The organism is Ruminococcus sp., assembly GCF_024684275.1.
On sequence record NZ_JAIKXF010000047.1, the window covers coordinates 28554 to 49743 of the forward strand.

Sequence of the window (21190 nt, forward strand, 5' to 3'; positions counted from 1 at the left end):
AAATATTATGTCTGATTCTTTATATTACTTTCGTCTATATTAGTGAATGCATTCAACAAAGGAGGATTTCCTGATGACAGACAATGAGCTGCGCTTACTAATGGCAGACTCTGTTCAGAAATGCCACAGGGCGGTCTTTGATAAATACTGCAACTACGTCTACACTATCTCATTAAGCGTCCTTAAAAGCTGCGGAAACCGCGAGGACGTTGAAGAATGTGTAAGTGACGTATTTATGAAGATATACAAGCACCTTGATAATAATACGGACTTTTCCGACAATATCAAAGGATTTATAGGAGCTGTTGCGCGAAATACGGCTATCGACGCTTTCCGCAGGATAAGCACCCGAAACAGCCGGACAGCTTATGTTGATGAAAATACTATCAATGATCTCAAAAGCAGCGATGATATTACCGAAAACACCGAACGCAAGGAGCAGTCCAGAATTATTCTCGACAAGATAAAAGAGCTTGGCGATCCCGATTCTACTATTATCATTCAGCAGTATTACTACAACCGCACCGCAAAAGAAATAGCAAAAAGCATCTCTATGTCAGCGGCAGCCGTGCAGAAACGCAGCAGCCGTGCAAAGCAAAAGCTCCGCATTTTGCTCACAGAAGCAGGTATCACAAAGGAGGGCTTGATATGAAAGACAATGATCTTTTCATTAATATCGATGACGAAACTATCGACGAGCTCGCTCAGGATTTCCCCGTACTCACTGATGAAGAAAAGGAGAGAATGTATGCCATGAGCGAGAGAAAGTACAATATAACAGACAGCACAAATACAGATTTCAATACAGAAACAGAGGTAAGCGGCGTTGAAAGATACAAGCGCCCGAAGTGGAGGACTGCTTCCATTGCGGCTTCACTGGCGCTCCTTATAGGCGCAGGAAGCTTCGGCGGATATAATATCTCAAAACAGCTTAAAAACGGTGAAAATGACGTTCCTGACATTCCTGCAACTTCCTCTGAGGATATATCAAACGCTGTTACAGAAATCAGCGAGGATCCCCGTACTGAAGAATACCGTCAGACCGCAGAGAGTCTCCTTGAGGAATATGAGGACTTCCTTGAGCCTTTCGACTACGACATCATGCCTAAGTATCCCGATGAAGATATGAACGATGAAGAGCTTGGTAAGATGTCCGAGGAAGAATATGACGCTTATTTAGATAAAATATATGAAGAGCGCCAAAGAATAGACGAAGAAGCTGGTCAGTCATTTGATTACCTCTATTATGAGCTCGGTAATGGCGATCCCCTCGATTACCCGAATTATACTTTTCTTGGTCGCTGGGAATATCAGCACTACGAAATAGGAATGAAATTCAGCAATACCGATGAGGTAATGGATAAGGCTCTTTCCTTTATGTCACAGAGCCTTATCGACAAGCAGTTCCCCGATCTTATAGGCGAGGAGCTTACAAACTATGAGTCTAACCGCACATACAGACAGGATATTGAGCAGTGCCCTGATTTCGGTACTTACGCCATGTATAACGGAAAGCTCTACTGTTCTTCATTAGGTTGTGACAATGAAGGCAATGATCACATCAATTCCACCTATAAATTCTATAAATACAAGAACGAGCCTGCGGAGATATACGACATCACCGATGATTCATTCACTGCTGTCGTAAAGTACGAATTCACCAATATTCCTAACAAGTACGATATGTCCATGAAGGTGGTAAACAGAGACGGCAAATGGATTATTGACGATTTAGAGCCCACAGGTCCCGAACTTGACCAGCAGAAGCTTGATATTGTAGACAAGATGATGAACAGCGTTGACCTTTATGACAAGATAAGCGCAAAATATGCAATTTTCTATAAAGTTCCCGATGATTCTCCTGCTGAAGTAAAAGACTATTCTGCACATTTCAATGTTATCTATGCAGATAACAGAGCCGCAAGATCATACAGCTATGGATATTACGGCGACAGATACAACGGCAGTGATGACATTACAAGCATGACTGAATATGCTAAAAAGAATATTGATCCCGAACATGAAAAAGAAAGCGAAGACTACTGTGACGGCGAAAAACTCTATTCCTGGTATAATCCAGAGGATCTTGACGGAGATGAATCCAACGGAAAAGAATATGAATGGTCTCACTGGAATAATTACTTTTATCGTGACAGTGACGCCGATAAATACAAAGGCTTTGAAGCGATCAGATTAAATTCCGGACATGAGTCCTTCTATGATTCTCACATGATTAAGAATACTCTTTGCCCTGACGGAGAAGGATTAGTAATCAATTACCTCTATGATTTCAGTACATGGAATATCACAGGCGAGATAAACTTTGAGGGCAGAGACTGCTATATTATTGAAGGCAAGCGTCCCGAAAAGGATTATGATGAATATGAAAGAGATAAGTATCTGCTCTACATCGACAAGGAAACAGGAATACCAATGTTAGATATTTCGTACCTTGAAAACGGAGATATAAATGAGGTTGAAATGTACTTCGATGTAAAGTTCAATGACAAGGCAGAACCTGTTCCCGAACAGGATATGAGCTGGTTCGACACCAGCTTGGAAAACTATAAATAACAGGAAAAGCTCCCGAATTATCGGGAGCTTTTTGCTTTATACTGTGTATCTGTGTATCAGCGCTTCACGCCCTGACATGGGGTCCTTGTTCTTTACGCCGCAGACAATAGCCTCTATAAGCTCGGGCTGAGTCTGTGTAAGGGTCCTGCGGTCAAAAAGTCCGAAGCCGTGCTTGCCGTTGTAGCCGTTATCCCAGTAAACTGGCGTTATGCCGTTCTGCGCCGCTGTACCTGCCACAAAGCCGTCGTAGTAGGCGCGGTTCTCGGCTATCCTGTCGGGAAACTCATTGTGGGTTCTGTCTATACAGCCGAATTCACCCATAACTACAGGTATGCCCTTGTCGATGTATTTTCTCTTGAGCATAGAGAACTGAGACTTGATGTGTTCCTCATCGCCCCAATCTGCCATATTGCAGGGATCGGCGTGACTGAGCTCTATTATCTCATGTCCCTTTTCGCCCCATAGGTATACCTTTTTCTTGTCATCACCGCAGTATTCCCACGGGTCATAGCAGTGAACGGACAGTATGAGCCTGTTCTCGTTTGCAGTATTCAGGTCATCGTCGGGAAGCCTGAATCCATAGCCTCCGCAGGTGTAGCTTATATCAGTGTTCCAGCCTGCCACCAGCAGCCAGCGGTGAGTATTATTGCCGCCTGTACTGCGGACAGTATCCACGAATATCTGCGCGTAGTCATTGATATTCTCATAGTATTCGGGTACCGGCTCGTGGTATACTCCGTCAAAGACCTCATTCATGTTCTCAAAAATAAGGTGCTCGTCGTAACCGGCAAAACGCTCGGCTATCTGCCGCCATACCGCCGCATATTTTTCCTTGATGAAGCTCTGGTCTTTTCCGTCACAGAGAAGCCAGCTGCCGTCGATCGTATGGTATCCGTCGCCGTGGATATTGATAATAACAAATAGTCCCCTGTTGTAGCAGTAATCCACTACCTCGACAATACGCTCAAGCCAGTCTGTGTCTATTTTGAAGCCGTTGCTGTCGTCTATTTTGTTAAGATAGGAAATGGGTATTCTCACCGTGCCGAATCCAGCGTCCGCAACAGCGTTGACCATTTCCTGAGAAGCCTTTGGATTTCCCCATACAGTCTCATCGGGCACACCGTCAAAGTTTGCCTCAAGAGTGTTCCCGTAATTCCAGCCGGCTCCCATTTTTTCAGCAATATCCGCAGCTGAGACCTTGTAATCCCCATAGTCATTCTTTCTCATATATAGGTCTCCTCCACTATTTTGTTATGATAATTATATCATATGAGATAGTCCCATTTCAACTGAAATAGGCACAAATGAGATTATATGCAATAAAAAAGCGGCTTTTTTTCACCATAGCCAAAACGGGTACATTATGTACCCGTCTATTTATTCTATGGTAAGCATTACAGGACAGTGATCGCTGCCCATGATGTCGGTAAGTATCTCGGAATCCTTAACTCGCTCCATAAACCTATCAGACACCACGAAATAATCTATACGCCAGCCTGCGTTCTTCTCACGGGCTTTAAAGCGGTATGACCACCATGAATATGTTACTGTATCGGAATAGAGCTTTCTGAATGTATCAGTGAAGCCTGCACCTAAAAGCTCCGTGAACTTGCCGCGCTCCTCGTCGGAGAAGCCTGCATTGCCGCGGTTGGTCTTGGGATTTTTCAGGTCTATCTCGTTGTGGGCAACATTCAGGTCGCCGCAGTATACAACAGGCTTCTTCTTGTCAAGGTCAGAGAGATAAGCTCTCATGTCGTCCTCAAATTCCATGCGGTAGTCGATACGCTTGAGACCGTCCTGAGCATTTGGCACATAGCAGCACACGAAGTAAAAATCCTCGTACTCGCAGGTGATGACACGCCCCTCGTCAAGGTGAGTGCCGTTGATACCATAGGTCACGCTTATGGGCTCAGTCTTGCTGAAAACGGCAGTTCCCGAGTAGCCCTTCTTTATAGCGCTGTGAAAATATATGTGGTAGCCCTCGGGGTTGAAGTCCGCCTGATCGGGCTGCATTTTTGTTTCCTGTAAGCAGAATATATCAGCATCCACAGCCTTGAAGAAGTCCTCAAAGCCCTTTTGCAGACAAGCACGAAAGCCGTTTACGTTCCATGATATGAGCTTCATTGTTATACCTCCGAAAAAACTTCTCCGCAGCCATACCGACTGCGGAGACTTTCTCTAATTATAGCATATCATAATAAAAAATGCAACTTTCAAATGTTCTTTATTCGCTCTTTATCTCTATATACTTATCCAGAAGCTCACAGAGCTTCTCAACGTCGCTTTCATTTTTAAGCTTATATGCGCACTGATGTGTGCCTGCGCTCTGTGGGTATATATAGCCATTTCTGCTTATGAGAGCGCCTGCAACATAGAAATTTTCATATATCTGCGGCTCATCAATTCTACAGGTCACCCATTTAAGGTCTGCAAGCTCATTTTTCAGGCTTTCAATATCAGTTACGATACATTTTGTATCGCCTGTGAACTGTCCGCTGTCAAGGCGGAACTTGGCTTCTCCACCGTTATACTCTTTATTAAACGCATCAAGTACCTCTCTCCTTGAAGCAACTCTTCCAAAATTTTTAAATTCAATATGCCTATCAAGGATACTTCTGAACATTTCAAGCTCAATTTCATTTTTAAGTTTAATAACAGCATTATATTTGCTTCTGCTCTGAGGATAAATATAACCGCTTAAGCTTATTCTGACTCCTGCAATATAGTCATAGTAGTAATCATTGAACGCATCATTTTCATCTCTTTCACCAATGTATACTATCCATTCAAGGTCTGAGAGTTCATCTTTCAAGCCTTCGACATTAGTTACGGTGCATTCTTCTTTTTCTGTGATCTGTCCGTTGAAAAAGCTATACTGAGCTTTGCCGTCAGTGTAATTATCATCAAACATATCAAGCACATATTGCTTTGAAAGGGTAACATTATCAAATTCAGTAATTGCGGAGAGATGCTTTTTTAGAACAGCTCTGAATGCTTCAAGATCGCTGTCGTTTTTCAGCTTGTAATTATTCTCCATATCGTCAATGTATATCTGCATATAGCCGTCTACATTAATTGTAAAGCCCAGATAATAGAAATCAACATCACCTGACGGTATACCTGCTCTTTCCCATTCAAACTTCCAGAGCTCGTCCCTGAAGCCGCTGCGGTCGCCGACAATACAATCTATGGGCTCGTTTGAGTTTGCAGGATAGTAATAAGCTTTGCCGTCATTATAGTTGTCAAAGCCTTTTTGGAGAGCTGTCATCATTTCTGTCTTTGAAACTGTGTTGATACGCTCAAGCATTTCATCGTCAACATACATCTCAAGAATATCATTGAACACCTTTTCTCCGTCGGTAAAACAATGATATGTGGTTCTGTTGTATTCATTATCTGTCATTGTATAACAGCCATTATTATAAAGCGTAAAATTATAGCTTGCTTCATCGTAAAGGCTTATCATATTTATTGTCTCGTCGGCAGCTGCCTGCTCGAGCTTAGCCGCAAACTCTTCATCGCACTTTTTTTCGTAGAAATCTATGGTTATGCTTCTTCCGGTCTCATCGAAATCCTCCGCATCTATCATATTATCTGTATCGAACTTATCCATGTAGTTTATGAATGGTTCAATATCAAGACTGTCAGTGCGAAATCTTACTTTTTGATCTTCCTTAAAAATTATACTGCCATGGTACAGTTCCTTATTTGCTTTCAGCCTGCTGTATATGGAAGCATATTGTACTGCTTCTGATATATCTGAACTTTCTTTTGTTGTATTATTGACATTTGCAAGGTGATATGCTCCGCCGCCCACAGCTCCGCATACAAGCACGAATGCTGCTGCAATGGCTGCAAATCTGCCCCAGCTGTGCTTTGCTGTAATGACGTCTGTACCGCTTACGCTTTCACCGTATTCTGTAATCTCATCGGGAGCTGAGCTCAGCTTTTCCTGCATACTTTTGCGGAAATCATCACTGCACCTTATCTTTTTCAGAAGCTCATTATACTCATTAGGTCTCATAAATATAGCCCTCCTTTTCAAGCTCTGTTTTCAGTTTCTTTCTTCCGCGCTGCAAAAGCGAGCTCACCGTATTTTCATTCTTTCCAATAAGCTTTGCTATCTCTCTGACGTTGTACTCCTCGAAATAATAGAGGAATATCACAGATGAATACTTCTCGGGAAGCCTTGCTATCATCTCTCTTATCTCGTTGTCTCTCGGCGTGAATTCACAGCTGAGAGTGTTTTCGAGAGACTCGTCAAGGGGAGAATTTTTTATCATACGGGCACTTTTTCTCAGGTTTTTGCAGCGGTTTATGGCTGACCTCAGCAGCCATGCTTTCATGTGTTCATCGGACTCAAAATCCTGCGGTCTTGCATGGAGGTTCAGAAAGACCTCCTGCGTGATGTCCTCTGCCTCGGTGTAGCTTCCCGTCATGGCAAAAGCGGTCCGCAGGACAGTATCGCCGAATTTATTGAATGCGTACAGCGCTGAATTATCATTCATGGGTATTCCTCCTTTCCGTCGGAAGCGTCGCTTCACTAATATATACAATCATGAGGAGCATTTCCGTGCAAAATAAAAAATAATTATTCCGAAAAAATCAAAGCTCACTGATATATAGTCAGTGAGCTGAGTTTTATTTAATATCGTATCATCAAACGTTCCTGAACATATCAACTATGTCCTCTTCAGGGCGAAGTCCTACTGCCTGATTAACTATCTGTCCGTCCTTTAATACTGCAAGCATAGGAATACTGTCAACTCTGAATGCCGAAGCAAGCTCGGGCTGCTCGTCAACATTTACCTTGCCGACCTTTACCTCGCCGTCATATTTATCAGCGATCTGTTCGATTATCGGACCAAGTGCCATACACGGTGCGCACCACATTGCCCAGAAATCAAGCAATACAGGTGTATCCTTATAGTTCAGCACTTCCCTCTGAAAATTTTCCTTTGTGATAACTACTTCTCTCATGTTTTTACCTCCTGTTTATTAAAGTTCCTTTGCGTAAAGGCGGTCTGTTCCGCCGCCGTAATTGATTATGTCATGGATATATTCATATCCGTACTTCTCATAAAGTCCTGTATATTCCGTGGGTATATAGCTCCTTGTGAAGCCAAGCTCCCTCGCGTATCCGTTGGCGAAGTCTATGAGCTGTCCGCTGATACGGTGTCCCCTTGCGCTCTCCGTGACGAAGATACAGGATATCCACGGGTATATATCAGGCAGAGGGTAATAGTCCGTTTTCATTATTGAAGCCATACCAACTATTTTTCCGTCCTGAATTGCGGCAAACATACACTCCCAGTCTGTGAACTCCCACGACCTGAGCATATCAGCGATGTGCTCCTTTACCTCATGCCATGAGCATTCCTCAACGAATTGCATGAGCTCCTGAGCAAGCGGAGTGTCCTTATATACCTTGCTTATGGTCAGCATAATCAGTCTTCCAGTGATTTGTAATAGAGCATACAGTGACAGAAGCCCTCAAAATTCGGGTCTGCTATCTGGTCGCGGAACTCCTTGCACATACACTTGTTTTCAGGAGTCTTTTGCAGTCTGCACGGGCAATAGCCGTCCTTCTTTTTAAGACCATCTTTTATTCTGTCAACAACTTCTTTGTCGGGATTGAGTGTAATTTTCATATTCAGTCCCCCTTTGAACTTTTTATTTCATCAGCTCATCTGCAAGAGCGTCTAACTGCTCTATATTTGCAGCCTTAACAGCTGATTTTATTGATACTGTTGTGTCTGTCCATGTAATGTTCTTTGACTTCTCGAACATGGACTTTATAACCTTAGCAGCAGTAGCTGCCCAGCTTCCGTTCTCGATGATACCGATAGTGCGGTTCTGGTAATTTCTCTCGGTGAGGTCGAGAATAAAGTGCTTCATAAACGGGAATATATCCGCATTATAAGTTGTAGTAGCGATAACAAGCTTTCCGTAGCGGAATGCGTCCTCAACTGACTCAGCCATATCCTCTCTTGCAAGGTCAGCGATAGCTACCTTAGGGCAGCCCTTTGCTTCAAGCTTTTCCTTGAGAAGCTCGGCAGCCTTCTTGGTATTGCCGTAAACCGATGTATAAGCGATGAATACGCCCTCGGACTCTATACCATAGCTTGACCATGTGTTGTAAAGACCGAGATAATAGCCTAAATTCTCGTTGAGAACAGGTCCGTGGAGCGGACATATAGTCTGGATATCAAGTGCAGCAGCCTTTTTCAGAACACCCTGAACCTGTACGCCGTACTTGCCTACGATACCGAAGTAATAGCGGCGAGCCTCGCAAGCCCAGTCCTCATCAGTGTCGAGAGCTCCGAACTTTCCGAAAGCGTCAGCTGAGAAGAGTACCTTGTCTGTACTGTCGTATGTGAACATTACCTCTGGCCAGTGTACCATCGGAGCAAACACGAATGAAAGCTCATGTTTTCCCAGTGAGAGCTTATCACCCTCCTTGACCTCAAGCTTGTTTGCAATAGTAAGTCCCTCAAAGAAATTTTCTATCATAGTAAATGTCTTAGCGTTGCCTACAACAGCAGTCTCGGGGTATTTTTCAAGGAAGCTCTTTATGTTTGCAGAGTGGTCCGGCTCCATGTGCTGAACAATAAGGTAATCAGGCTTGCGGTCACCGAGGACCTCAGCGATATTGCCGAGCCACTGTTCAGTGAAATTACAGTCAACTGTATCGAATACAGCTGTCTTGTCGTCAACGATGATATATGAATTATAAGCCATGCCGTTGGGCACGTCGTACTGTCCCTCAAAGAGGTCAAGCTCATGGTCGTTTACTCCGATATAGTAAATGTCATTGGTTATTTTATTCATTGGTAATACCTCTTTTCAATTATTTACGGATATTCCGTATTACTTATTAAGTATAACATAAATAAGCATTATTGAATAGTGGCATTTGCAACAAATTTAAAGTTTTTTTCTTTTATTATGCCGCACAAAACAAATAATATTCCTGCACGGATTTGATTATATAAAAATAAACTGAGCATAATAATATCAGAAACAAGCGGCGTACGGAGTGTCTCCGCTGCCGTCATATGCTATTCATGCAAAGGAGTAACTCATGCTTAGTTTTATTTTAGGCAGTATATTCGGCGGAAGTATGGGCGTAGTAACGATGTGCCTCTGCACTGCGGCAAAATGGGGTGATGAACACATCGACCGCCGCTGACGCAACTTACAACAAAAAAAGCGGTACAGCTGAACTGTACCGCTCATTATACTAATTACTTCTTCTCAGGGACCTTGATTATGTCCTTGCGCATATATGGCTGAAGTGCCTTTGGAATACGGATAGAACCGTCCTCATTAAGATTGTTTTCGAGGAATGCGATGAGCATTCTCGGAGGTGCAACAACTGTATTGTTGAGCGTATGAGCGAAGTATTTGCTTCCGTCAGCAGCCTTTACTCTGATTCCGAGACGTCTTGCCTGTGCATCACCGAGGTTTGAACAGCTTCCTACTTCGAAGTACTTCTTCTGACGAGGAGACCATGCTTCAACATCAATAGATTTAACTTTAAGGTCTGCAAGGTCACCCGAGCAGCATTCAAGTGTACGTACAGGAATATCAAGTGTGCGGAAGAACTCAACTGTATAGCTGTAGAGCTTGTGGAACCAGTCCATAGACTCCTCAGGCTTACATACAACTACCATTTCCTGCTTCTCAAACTGGTGGATACGGTATACACCGCGCTCCTCGATACCATGAGCGCCTACCTCCTTACGGAAGCAAGGTGAATAGCTTGTGAGAGTCTTAGGAAGCTCCTCCTCAGGAACTATAGTATCAATGAACTTTCCTATCATAGAATGCTCGGAAGTACCGATAAGGTAGAGATCCTCGCCCTCTATCTTGTACATCATGCCTTCCATTTCTGCAAAGCTCATAACGCCTGTAACAACGTTGCTTCTTATCATAAATGGCGGAATGTAATATGTGAAACCCTTATCTATCATGAAGTCTCTTGCGTAAGAAAGAATACAGCTCTGGAGCTGTGCGATGTCTCCGCAGAGATAGTAGAAACCGTTGCCGCTTGTCTTACGTGCGCTGTCGATGTCGATACCGTTGAGCTTCTCCATGATATCAACGTGGTAAGGAACCTCAAATGCAGGAACAGCAGGCTCGCCGAATCTCTCGACCTCAACGTTCTCAGTGTCGTCCTTTCCTATCGGAACACTGTCGTCGATTATATTAGGGATAACGAGCATAATCTCGCGAATGTCAGCCTCAAGCTTAACTTCAAGCTGCTCCTTCTCCTCGAGCTCCTTGCCCATTGCAGAGACCTCAGCCTTTACCTTCTCAGCCTCGTCCTTCTGACCGTTCTTCATAAGACCGCCGATCTCTTTACTCTTTACATTACGTGTATTTCTCAGGTTATCGCAGGCAAGCTTAGTTTCTCTGTACTGCTTGTCCAGCTCGATTACCTTGTCAACGAGCTCCAGCTTTTCGTCCTGAAACTTCTTCTTGATGTTTTCCTTTACCATCTCCGGGTTAGTTCTGATAAGCTTAATGTCGATCATTTTTTTCTTCTCCTTAGTCCTCTTTTGCAAGCTTGTCTGCTAAAGCTGCGAGGTCATTTTTATCATAAAATTCAAGGATGAGTGCTCCCTTGTTCTTACCGTAATCAACCTTGACCTTTCTGCCGAGGCGCTCGTTAAGTGAGAGCTCCATTTCCTTGAAATAATTGTCGATTTTTTTGTTTGAAGCATTTACAGCCGCTTCATCACTGTGCTCTGCTGACTTCTGTGCAGCCTTCTCTACCTGACGAACTGTAAGTCCGCCGTCAGCGGCTCTCAGAGCCGTTGCAATCAGCATTTCCTCGTCCTCAAATCCAAGAAGTGCTCTTGCATGACCTGCTGATATATCCCCGTTTTCAAGCATTTTGAGCACTCTTTCGGGAAGTGAGAGAAGTCTCACCGCATTTGCTACAGCAGAACGTGAGCGTCCCACCATTTTTGCGACCTTTTCCTGTGTCATGCCGTATTTATCTATAAGCTCAGCATAGCCTGCTGCTTCTTCAACGGGATTGAGATTCTCACGCTGAAGGTTCTCAATAATAGCTATCTGCATGGTCTCCAAATCGGAGAGCTCGCGGATATTTACGGGAACCTCGTCCAGCCCTGCCATTCTTGCCGCGCGCCATCTTCTCTCGCCTGCTACTATCTGATAGCCGCCCGTACTAATAGGTCGGACAAGTATTGGCTGGAGCATTCCGTGCTCACGGATAGAATCCGCAAGAGCTGTTATCGCCTCATCGCTGAATACCTTACGCGGCTGGTCACGATTTGGCTCTATTTCAGATACGCGCAGAGTTTTCTTGACCTGTACCTCATTGCTGTTATCATTGAACAGCGAGTCAAGACCTGCGCCTAAACCGCCTTTTGCCATATGTTATCCTCATTCGTCAAGACGAACGTTTTCCTTTCCTGTTTTTCTTGAAAGAGAAGATCTTTTTCTTTTTTGGAAGCTCCAGCGGTTCGCCGAGTATCTCATGGCAAACGAGCTCATAGGACTCCGAACCCTTTGACGCTTTATCATAGTACATCACAGGCTTGCCGTGACTGGGAGCTTCGGAAATACGAACATTTCTCGGCACCTTTGTCTTGAACAACTTATCGGGGAAGTACTTCTCGACCTCAGCTACAACATCATTTGCAACATTAAGTCTGCCGTCAAACATGGTAAAAAGTATGCCCTCTATCTCAAGAGCAGGATTATAATTATTTTTAACTATTTTAATGGTATTCACAAGCTGTGAAAGTCCCTCAAGAGCATAGAACTCCGCAAGCATAGGTACTATAACACTGTCACAGGCGACAAGACCATTGATAGTTATTGTTCCAAGAGCAGGCGGACAGTCTATAAAAATATAGTCAAAGTCGTCTTTACAGGTCAGTATCTGCATCTTCAGCCTGTTGACTCTGTTCTCATACTCAGCAAGCTCTATTTCACAGCCAGCCAGAGCCTCAGTTGCCGGAACTATTGATACATTCTGAAACTCGGTCTGAACAGTAGCTTCCTGAATACGAGTCTTTCCTGTGATAACATCATAGGTCGATGCACTGACGGACTTTTTCTTTATTCCAAAGCCTGTAGTCGTATTGCCCTGTGGATCGGCGTCCACACAAAGGACCTTGAAGTCTCTTGAGCCAAGATAAGCAGCGATATTTATAACGGTTGTAGTTTTTCCAACGCCGCCCTTCTGGTTAGCAACAGCAATTATTTTGCCCATACTATCTTCCTTTCAGATTTACTTATAATATTATACCACTTTTTTCTTATAATGTAAATATGAAACGAGAATTTTTATAAAAAATGTTTCACATGAAACAATATACGTTTATTTCTTTTGAATTGGTATGCGTACACGATACTCAATATAATCCTCGTTCTGGATCTTTCGAGAATCAGCAGATATACCCGCAGCCTGCATAGTCTCAACTGCCTTGTTTATAGTGTTTACAAACATTTTTACATTTTGAAAAACAAGTGAACGTTTTTTGTAGCTTGCTTTATCGCGGTGGCTTCCAATAAATTCATCTATTAATTTCTCAGAACGTTCAACATTTAAATTATTTTTTATTATTTTTCCAAGTATAAACAACCTATCCTCAGAACTACCAAGACGAAGCAGGGAACGTGCGTGTCTTTCTGTAAGCCCATATTTAGTTATAAATTCTCTTTCCTTTTCCGTAAGTCGAAGCAGTCGAAGCTTATTTGCAATAGTGCTCTGAGCTCTCCCAAGCTTTGCAGCAGCGTCCTCCTGCGTCATACCATAGTGAGTAATCAGCTTTTCTATTGCACAAGCCTCATCAAAGAAAGACAGATCCTGACGCTGAATATTCTCAACAAGGGCAAGAACTGCCGAATGGCGATCGCTGACCTCATGTATTATACAAGGTACAACTGTAAACTGACACATTTTTGCAGCACGCAGTCTACGCTCACCGGCAATAAGTTCATAGTGATTATCCTTTCTGCGAACTGAAAGGGGCTGTAAGATACCGTTCTGTGCAATAGACTCTGCAAGTGACGTTATATCCTCGTTAAAATCAGTTCGAGGCTGATGCGGATTTGGAACTATTTCGTCAATATTGATCTCAACAACTTTGTTTACCAATTTTTCTTTAGTAAAATTTAAAAAACCTGCCATTTTATGACCTCCGTAATAAATTCTTACTTTATAATAACACTCTCTGGAAATATTTTCTATACAAAAAAACCACAGTTTTTCGAGCAAACTGCGGTTTTTTTGACAATATTTAGTTTTATTAAAGCTCTTTCTTCTTTATCTGAGCGCTATTTCTCGGATATTTTATCGGAGTTTGCGATATTTTTCTAACAGTAATGATACGTCGCTTTTCATCGAAAATACTGTAATCTGAGATATTTTCTAATTTTCCCCCAAGAATTTCTATTGCATTTGTTCCACATGAAACATCTTCGTTTGGACCCTTCATTGAAATAAAAGATCCTCCAACCTTAACAAATGGTATACAAAGCTCACTCAGAGTACTGAGATTTGCTACAGCACGGGCACATGAAAAATCAAAATTTTCACGGTATTCTGCACTCTTTGAGAAGTCCTCAGCTCTTCCATGAACGAAATTTGCCTGAATATCAAGCTTTTCACAGAGCTGAACAAGAAAATCAATCCTTTTATTCAGACTATCAAGAAGAGTGAGTTTTATATCCGGACGAAGTATCTTTACCGGAACAGAAGGGAAACCTGCGCCGGTTCCAACATCAATAAGCGTAGAATCAAGGGGAATATCTATATATTTTAGTAAGCTTGCAGAATCAATAAAATGCTTGCAAAGCACCTCCATAGGCTCTGTTATAGCGGTGAGATTCACTTTTTCATTGTATTCAACAAGAAATTTAGCATAAACCTCAAATTTATCATAAGCCTCACATGAAAGTTCAATACCGCATTGTAAGAATTTTTCGCAAGATAATGCATAATCAGGTAGCATTTTTTTCTCCTTTCTCATGCATAAGCCATACAGCAAGCATTGATACATCAGCAGGAGATACTCCGGAAATACGGGAAGCCTGGCCGATTGAAAGCGGTTTGATCTTGTTAAGCTTCTCTACAGCTTCAAGACGAAGCCCGTAAATCAGGCTATAATCCAGATCTGGAGGAAGTTTCTTTGATTCCATTTTTCTCATCTGTTCAATCTGAGCAAGCTGTTTCTGTATATATCCCTCATATTTGATCTGGAGCTCGACCTGCTCACATACTTCCCAGTCAAGATCAGGCCTATCTTTATCAAAAGAAGCAAGATCGTTATAATTTATCTGCGGACGACGAATAAGATCAGTCATTTTGCAGCCTGTAGTTAAAGGAGAAGTACCCTTTTCTGCAAGAAAATTATTTAAGCTTTCACAAGGAGAAACATTTAGTTTAGATAATCGTTCAATCTCAAGAGCAGTCAAACGCTCCTTATCACGAAGCTTTTCATAGCGTTCAGGAGGAATAAGCCCGATCTTATAACCGATAGGAGTCAGTCTTTGATCAGCATTGTCCTGACGTAAAATAAGTCTGTATTCGCTGCGTGATGTCATCATTCGGTATGGATCCGCACAACCTTTTGTTACAAGATCGTCAACCAAAGTACCTATGTAAGAGCTGGCTCTGTCAAGTATCATCGGTTCTTTTTCTTTGATTTTTAATGCTGCATTTATACCTGCAACTATACCCTGTGCAGCAGCCTCCTCATATCCTGAACTTCCATTGAACTGTCCTGCACCGTAAAGTCCACTTAAATTCTTGAATTCAAGGGTTGGAAGCAGCTGATTTGGGTTGCAGCAGTCATACTCTATTGCGTATGCAGGACGCATGATCTCTACGTCCTCCAGTCCGTCTATTGTTCGCAGAAATGCAAGCTGCACGTCCTCTGGCAGCGACGACGACATTCCCTGCAAATAGTACTCTTCTGTTGATAATCCCATTGGTTCAACAAAGAGCTGATGTCTTGGTTTGTCTGAAAACCTTACAATTTTGTCCTCAATAGACGGACAGTATCTTGGACCTACTCCCTCTATTCTTCCGGAGTACAATGGTGACCTGTCAAGGTTTGAGAGTATCACTTCATGAGTTTTACTGTTGGTATATGTAATATAACAGCTTACTTTATTATCAAGCCCCTGCGCTTCTGTTTCAAACGAGAAAGGTACAATTTTTTCATCGCCGTCTTGCCTTTCCATTATATCAAAATTAATACTTCTTTTATTAACACGGCACGGAGTTCCTGTCTTAAATCTGCGAAGCTCAACTCCGTTTTCTTCAAGACTTTTTGATAAATATTTACTCGGCAAAGCCGAATCAGGACCGCTTTCATATGAAACCTCTCCGATGTGAATCTTTCCTTTGAGGTAAGTACCTGTTGCAATTATGACAGATTTGACAGCATATTCAGCACCAAGTGAAGTTCTAACACCGACGATCTTATTATCTTCAGTTATTATTTCAGAAATCTCAGCCTGCTTTATATAGAGTTTTTTTTGATTTTCGCAGACATTTTTCATGTACTCATGATACTTCACACGATCTTCCTGTGCCCTAAGGCTATGTACTGCCGGACCTTTTCCACGATTCAGCATACGGCTCTGAATAAAGCATTTATCAGCTGCTTTGCCCATTTCTCCGCCTAAAGCGTCTATTTCACGTACTAAATGACCTTTTGCAGTTCCGCCTATGGACGGGTTACAAGGCATATTTGCAATTTGATCCAGCGAAATTGTGAACATAACAGTTTTACAGCCAAGCCTTGCAGAAGCAAGAGCCGCCTCCACACCGGCATGACCAGCGCCAACAACTGCAACGTCAAATTCACCCATTTTATATGTCAATTTTCTCCCTCCTTGTGTTTCACATGAAACATTTCATTTACCGACGCAGAAGCGTGAGAACACTTCGTCCACAACTGCGTCCGTGACTTTTTCTCCAGTAAGCTGTAACAGCGATTGCTCAGCTTCATCAAGAAGAATATTTACAGCGTCAAGCATTTCACCAATTTCAAGTGATAAAATAGCACTTTCAATACCTTCGAGTGCTTTATCGATACACTTTTTCTGACGTTCATTTGCAGCAGTAGCAGTACCAAAATCAGCTTCATTCAGCTTAAATATCTCCTCAATACAATCATGAAGCTGTTCTACTCCGGTATTTTCCTTAGCTGACAAATATACGATATGTTTAATTTTACTTTTCAGCAGAGAATCATCTATAGCTTGTTCAACGTCATTTTTGTTTATCACAGCTATTGTATTATTTTTATTAATTTTATTAATTAAATATTGATCGTCCTCCGTCAGCGGACAACTTCCGTCAAAAACAGCAATGACCAATTCAGAAGAACCTATCATTTTTTCAGCCATGTCAACTCCGATACCCTCAATAACATCGTCAGTTTCATGTATTCCTGCTGTGTCTGAAAGTCTCAGCGTAATATCACCTATCCGAACTGACTCCTCAATTATATCACGAGTAGTACCTGCTATCTCAGTAACGATGCTCCTCTCACAGCCGCTGAGGCAATTGAAAAGCGTTGACTTTCCTACGTTCGGACGTCCTATAATAGCCGTAGCAACACCCTGACGAAGTATCCTGCCGCTGTCGTAGTTCTTCACCAGTGAGTGAAGGTCGTCCCTTATCTCTTTGAGCTCATCAGAAAGAACATCAGGTCTGACCTCGGGAATATCCTCCTCGGGATAATCAGCCCATGCCGCAAGGTCTCCCAGTATTTTCATAAGCTTATCCGAGCACTTTTTAGCTTTTTTATAAGCAGCACCCTCACGAAGATTCTCTGCCATTTTCATTTCGCGTTCGCCCTTTGCCGAGATTATATCCATGACCGCCTCGGCTTTCATAAGGTCAAGCTTTCCGTTGAGGTAAGCTCTCTTTGTGAACTCACCCGCCTCAGCATTGACAGCACCATTTGCCAGAGCTGCACGCAGCACCCTCTTTGTAACATAAAGACCGCCGTGACATGAGAGCTCCGCAATGTCCTCGCCTGTATAGCTGTGAGGCGCACGGAACACTGTCAGTATACAATCGTCCAGCTTTTCATCACCGTCATGAGCAATCCCGTATGCGCAGGTGTAGCCTGCCATGTCAGCTACTTTTTTATCGCCGTAAGGGGAGAATATCCTCTCTGCAACCTTTATTGCGTCCTCGCCAGAAATGCGTATAACAGCTATTCCTCCCATTGCATTCGGAGTTGAAACAGCAGCTATAGTTGACATTTTATCACTTCCTAAAAAAACAACGGCATAATGCCGTTGTCAGCTTATCGAAAAAGTTGTTTTATCCAATGAAAGGGATTCCAAAGGGACTGTGTTCCTTTGGCAGAGTCCAGAGGCAGCGCCTCTGGTAGGGCGTGGGGCAAAGCCCCACAAGTTATCAAGCGCCTCGCAAGGGGTGAATCAAAAAACAGTCCAGTGGACTGTTTTTTGAGAGGGGACGCCTTGCAAGTGAAGGCGTCCCCTAAAAAATACTTTTTGCGATGAAATTACAACAGAATAAAACTATTGTTTCCAGCGATTATAACTCTATCTTACCGTAGAGACCGCCCTGTATCTCGTCCTCAGGCTTTGGTCTCTTATAGTCCTTTTCAAAGCTTGTTGAGAGGTCAACGCTTCTGCGCTCCATGTTTACCTCTCTGTCGCGGTTTCTTCTTTCTCCGCCGCGTCTGTCGTTTCTTCTGCCGCCGTCACGGCGATTATCGCGTCTTCCGCCGCCTCTTCTGGGGTTATTGGAAGAAATGATTATCTTTCTGTATGGCTCTTCACCAACTGAGCGTGAAGAAACTCCCTCAATATTTGAGATAGCAGAGTGTATAACTCTTCTCTCATATGGATTCATAGGCTCAAGGGGCTGTGATCTGCCTGTTCTGAGAACAGATTTAGCCACCTTAGCTGCAAGCTGCTCAAGAGTTTCCTTTCTCTTGCTTCTGTAGCCGAGACAGTCAATTGTGATCCTGTAGTAGTCCTTGTCACCCTTGTTTGCGATGATAGAGCAGAGATACTGGATAGCATCGAGAGTCTCTCCGCGTCTGCCGATTATAGCACCGTTATTATTGCTTTCGATATTGATAACTGCGCCTGTTTCATTCTGATATACCTGAAACTCAACATCAACGTCCATAGCTCTGAGGATACTTGTGATATAGTCCTTTGCAAGCTTTACCTTTGGATTTACAAGAGACTCGTCCTCAATAAGAGTAAAGTTATCAAGTGAGTAAGCCTCCTCGTCGTCTACAGCCTCAGCAGGATTCTCAGCCGGTTCAGCAGCTGTTTCCTTCTTTTCCTCAGCAGCCTTTTCCTCTGCCTTTGTTTCAGTAGTTACAACGGGCTTTGGCTCTGCGACAGTCTTTGTTACAGGCTCTTCAGTCTTAGGTGCAGGAGCAGTTGTTACAGGAGCCTTTGGAGCTTCAGCAGCTGCCTTAGGAGCAGCAGCAGGTGCAGCATCTGCAACAGTAGCCTTTACCTTTGCTTCCTTTGAGCCTATGCCGAAAAGTCCCTTTTTACCTTCATCGAGTATCTCAAACTTGATCTCACTGATACTTTTTCCGAATTTCTTAGCTGCCATTTCTTTTGCTTCTTCGATTGATCTTGCTGTGAAAATTTCAGTCATACTTATACCTCCCTGAGGAATCAATCCTCATCATCATTGTCCTCATAAGAATCGCCGTATTTTTCAGCCATGCGCTTTCTTGCTTCCTTGAGCTTGTCACGGTTCACCTTATTCTGCTCTGAGCGTGAAACGCCATTTGCCTTGCCTGATGATGAACCGCCGTTCTGCTGTTCGAGAGCAGCCTGCTGCTCAAGCATTTTCTGCATGAATGATTTCTTATTCGGATGTTTTTCTGCGTATATTCTTGCTTTTTCTTTTTCCTTTTCATTTATCACCTTTATACGCTCGGGAGTAAAGTAGCAGTTAAGCGCAAAGGTTACGACGAATGAAAAGATTGATGACCATATCCAGTAGAAGCCGATACCTGCCGGAACCTGAAATGCAAACCATATAGAGAGGAGAGGAAGTCCGTACATCATAACTGACATACAGCCGCCGCCTGCCTGCTGCATTGTCGGGTTAGTTTTCTTCTGATGTATCTGACTGTAAACAGATACAAGAAGCTGAGAAAGACCTGCAAGGAAGGGGATAGTCACAAGGATTATGGCTTCCTTAGTCCAAGAATCGGGATGGATAGTAGGTGTTTTTCCGAGATTAGCACCGAAAAGGGTGAATTTCTCGTTGAACTCAGTTACCTTTGAGAAGAATTTCTCGCCAAGAGAAACATACTTGTCGCCGTTATCTCTCAGGTGCTCCATAGTCATGAGCTCGCATCTGAGGTTTCTGGTATCAACACCTGCAATACCACAGGCTTCATCAATGATATTCTTAGAAATATCAAGGATATGTGTCACAGGCTTATAAATAACGTCAATAACGCCAAAGAGGAGGAACATCTGGATAAATGCGGGGAGACAAGAGCCCATAGGGTTCACGCCCTCCTGCTGATACAGCTTCTGCTGCTCTTCCTGTAATCTCTGCGGATTATTGGCGAAACTTTTCTTTAATTTTTCCAGCTTCGGGCTAAGAAGCTGCATTCTTGCCGCGCCCTTCTGCGTCTTGTAATTGACAGGCAGCAGCAGTATTCTCGTAACTACCGTAAACAGAATGATAGCCACGGCATAGTTATTGCATATCGAATAAATAAGTCTCATCAGATAGCCGAAAGGCACACCGATAATATCATAAAGTGCGTTCAATATTAATCCCTCTTAATTCATTTTGTTGTCATCTTCCGAATAATCAGGATCGATATAATCATACTTCCTGACTCTGAAAGTAAATTTTTCGGGGACATGGTCTATACCGCCCATTGACCATGGGTTACAGCGGAGTATCCGCCATACAGCAAGAGCCGAGCCCCTTATTGCACCAAAGCGCTCAACAGCTTTCAATGCATAAGTGCTGCAAGTAGGATAATACTTGCATTTAGGGGGAAAAAGGGGAGATATGAATCTTCTGTAAAATTTTATCAGCCCCAGAACAATATATTTCATACACGCTTATTCTTGTTATCGAAGCTTCTGAACATCTTATTGATGTCATTAACCCCGTACTTGTTCATATAGCCGCAGTATTCGTCTGATTTTATACTGCAAATAGCAGTTCTTGCCACTATAACTATATCCATGCCCACAGGAAGATTTACCTCAGCATTCCGATAGGCAAGGCGTATAAGCCTTTTGGCTCTGTTGCGGCAGACGGCATTGCCCACTTTTTTTCCTGCGGTTATACCGAGGCGGTTAAAGGGCTTTCCGTTTGGTCTTACATATATGACCGAGTATTTTGAAGCGGCATACCTGCCCTTTTTGTAAAGAGCAAGGAAGTCCTTATTATCGTTCAATATTTCCGTATAAAGCATAATTGCACCTGCATATAGCCGTCCTAACAAAAAAGACCACAAAATAAAGATTTTGTGGTCAGCCTCGTCAGTGAGTTAATCTTGCTCTGCCCTTAGATCTTCTACGAGCTAAAACCTTTCTGCCGTTCTTAGTAGCCATTCTCTTCATGAAGCCG

23 protein-coding genes are annotated in these 21190 nt (G+C 43.0%); 3 read left to right on the top strand and 20 right to left on the bottom strand.

All coding sequences use genetic code 11. The annotated features are described in order from the left end of the window. The first annotated feature begins 73 nt into the window (after positions 1–73). Positions 74–652: a sigma-70 family RNA polymerase sigma factor gene (locus K5677_RS04875; protein WP_296725340.1), complete on the top strand. Its 579-nt coding sequence runs from the start codon at positions 74–76 to the stop codon at positions 650–652. After that, positions 649–2574: a hypothetical protein gene (locus K5677_RS04880; protein WP_296725342.1), complete on the top strand. Its 1926-nt coding sequence runs from the start codon at positions 649–651 to the stop codon at positions 2572–2574. The genes K5677_RS04875 and K5677_RS04880 overlap by 4 nt, the downstream gene beginning before the upstream one ends. Before the next feature lie 36 nt (positions 2575–2610). Here the strand turns inward: K5677_RS04880 and K5677_RS04885 are convergent, their stop codons facing one another. The 8 genes from K5677_RS04885 to K5677_RS04920 all read right to left on the bottom strand — a co-directional run bounded on the left by K5677_RS04885 (position 2611) and on the right by K5677_RS04920 (position 9405). Then, complete coding sequence (locus K5677_RS04885) at positions 2611–3801, bottom strand: glycoside hydrolase family 5 protein (protein WP_296725345.1); 1191 nt, start codon at positions 3799–3801, stop codon at positions 2611–2613. 150 nt (positions 3802–3951) lie between these two features. Next, positions 3952–4698: an exodeoxyribonuclease III gene (locus K5677_RS04890; RefSeq protein WP_296725347.1), complete on the bottom strand. Its 747-nt coding sequence runs from the start codon at positions 4696–4698 to the stop codon at positions 3952–3954. A 100-nt stretch (positions 4699–4798) separates the two neighbouring features. After that, positions 4799–6598, bottom strand: coding sequence for a hypothetical protein (locus K5677_RS04895; protein ID WP_296725350.1), 1800 nt, complete (start codon positions 6596–6598; stop codon positions 4799–4801). Next, complete coding sequence (locus tag K5677_RS04900) at positions 6588–7082, bottom strand: RNA polymerase sigma factor (RefSeq protein WP_296725352.1); 495 nt, start codon at positions 7080–7082, stop codon at positions 6588–6590. The genes K5677_RS04895 and K5677_RS04900 overlap by 11 nt, the downstream gene beginning before the upstream one ends. 151 nt (positions 7083–7233) lie before the next feature. Beyond that, positions 7234–7554 (bottom strand): thioredoxin, encoded by a 321-nt coding sequence (gene trxA / locus K5677_RS04905; RefSeq protein WP_296725358.1) that lies wholly within the window; start codon positions 7552–7554, stop codon positions 7234–7236. Positions 7555–7572: 18 nt separating this feature from the next. Beyond that, entirely contained in the window at positions 7573–8019 is a 447-nt protein-coding gene (locus K5677_RS04910; RefSeq protein ID WP_296725360.1) for a GNAT family N-acetyltransferase, read from the bottom strand. Between the two features lie 2 nt (positions 8020–8021). After that, entirely contained in the window at positions 8022–8225 is a 204-nt protein-coding gene (locus tag K5677_RS04915; RefSeq protein WP_296725362.1) for a ferredoxin-thioredoxin reductase catalytic domain-containing protein, read from the bottom strand. Between the two features lie 22 nt (positions 8226–8247). Next, entirely contained in the window at positions 8248–9405 is a 1158-nt protein-coding gene (locus K5677_RS04920; protein ID WP_296725364.1) for an FprA family A-type flavoprotein, read from the bottom strand. A 253-nt stretch (positions 9406–9658) separates the two neighbouring features. Here K5677_RS04920 and K5677_RS04925 point away from each other — a divergent pair, with 253 nt between their 5' ends. Beyond that, positions 9659–9766 (top strand): DUF3789 domain-containing protein, encoded by a 108-nt coding sequence (locus K5677_RS04925; protein WP_296725366.1) that lies wholly within the window; start codon positions 9659–9661, stop codon positions 9764–9766. 55 nt (positions 9767–9821) lie between these two features. On the opposite strand, the gene serS is transcribed toward K5677_RS04925, so the two are convergent. The 12 genes from serS to rpmH all read right to left on the bottom strand — a co-directional run. Next, the gene (gene serS / locus K5677_RS04930) at positions 9822–11114 is read right to left on the bottom strand and encodes a serine--tRNA ligase (protein WP_296725368.1); all 1293 of its coding nucleotides are present in this window, start codon (positions 11112–11114) and stop codon (positions 9822–9824) included. Positions 11115–11127: 13 nt separating this feature from the next. Further along, positions 11128–11982: a ParB/RepB/Spo0J family partition protein gene (locus tag K5677_RS04935; protein ID WP_296725371.1), complete on the bottom strand. Its 855-nt coding sequence runs from the start codon at positions 11980–11982 to the stop codon at positions 11128–11130. Between the two features lie 16 nt (positions 11983–11998). After that, entirely contained in the window at positions 11999–12826 is an 828-nt protein-coding gene (locus tag K5677_RS04940; protein WP_296725373.1) for a ParA family protein, read from the bottom strand. Between the two features lie 108 nt (positions 12827–12934). Then, complete coding sequence (locus K5677_RS04945; RefSeq protein WP_296725375.1) at positions 12935–13747, bottom strand: ParB/RepB/Spo0J family partition protein; 813 nt, start codon at positions 13745–13747, stop codon at positions 12935–12937. A 118-nt stretch (positions 13748–13865) separates the two neighbouring features. Then, positions 13866–14570 (bottom strand): 16S rRNA (guanine(527)-N(7))-methyltransferase RsmG, encoded by a 705-nt coding sequence (gene rsmG, locus K5677_RS04950; RefSeq protein ID WP_296725378.1) that lies wholly within the window; start codon positions 14568–14570, stop codon positions 13866–13868. Continuing rightward, positions 14560–16449 carry a tRNA uridine-5-carboxymethylaminomethyl(34) synthesis enzyme MnmG gene (gene mnmG, locus K5677_RS04955; RefSeq protein ID WP_296725379.1) on the bottom strand — a complete coding sequence of 630 codons (1890 nt, stop codon included), beginning with the start codon at positions 16447–16449 and terminating at the stop codon, positions 14560–14562. Before mnmG ends, rsmG begins: the two co-directional genes overlap by 11 nt. Before the next feature lie 33 nt (positions 16450–16482). Next, complete coding sequence (gene mnmE, locus K5677_RS04960) at positions 16483–17844, bottom strand: tRNA uridine-5-carboxymethylaminomethyl(34) synthesis GTPase MnmE (RefSeq protein ID WP_296725381.1); 1362 nt, start codon at positions 17842–17844, stop codon at positions 16483–16485. A 298-nt stretch (positions 17845–18142) separates the two neighbouring features. Continuing rightward, on the bottom strand, positions 18143–19234 hold the full coding sequence (gene jag / locus K5677_RS04965; RefSeq protein WP_296725384.1) for an RNA-binding cell elongation regulator Jag/EloR: 1092 nt from the start codon (positions 19232–19234) through the stop codon (positions 18143–18145). Positions 19235–19254: 20 nt separating this feature from the next. After that, positions 19255–20373, bottom strand: coding sequence for a YidC/Oxa1 family membrane protein insertase (locus tag K5677_RS04970; protein ID WP_296725387.1), 1119 nt, complete (start codon positions 20371–20373; stop codon positions 19255–19257). Positions 20374–20385: 12 nt separating this feature from the next. Then, positions 20386–20670, bottom strand: coding sequence for a membrane protein insertion efficiency factor YidD (yidD, locus tag K5677_RS04975; RefSeq protein WP_296725390.1), 285 nt, complete (start codon positions 20668–20670; stop codon positions 20386–20388). After that, positions 20667–21035 carry a ribonuclease P protein component gene (gene rnpA, locus K5677_RS04980; protein WP_296725393.1) on the bottom strand — a complete coding sequence of 123 codons (369 nt, stop codon included), beginning with the start codon at positions 21033–21035 and terminating at the stop codon, positions 20667–20669. The genes yidD and rnpA overlap by 4 nt, the downstream gene beginning before the upstream one ends. Before the next feature lie 67 nt (positions 21036–21102). Further along, the coding region (gene rpmH, locus K5677_RS04985) for a 50S ribosomal protein L34 (RefSeq protein WP_296725395.1) at positions 21103–21190 on the bottom strand (88 nt) is incomplete at its 5' end.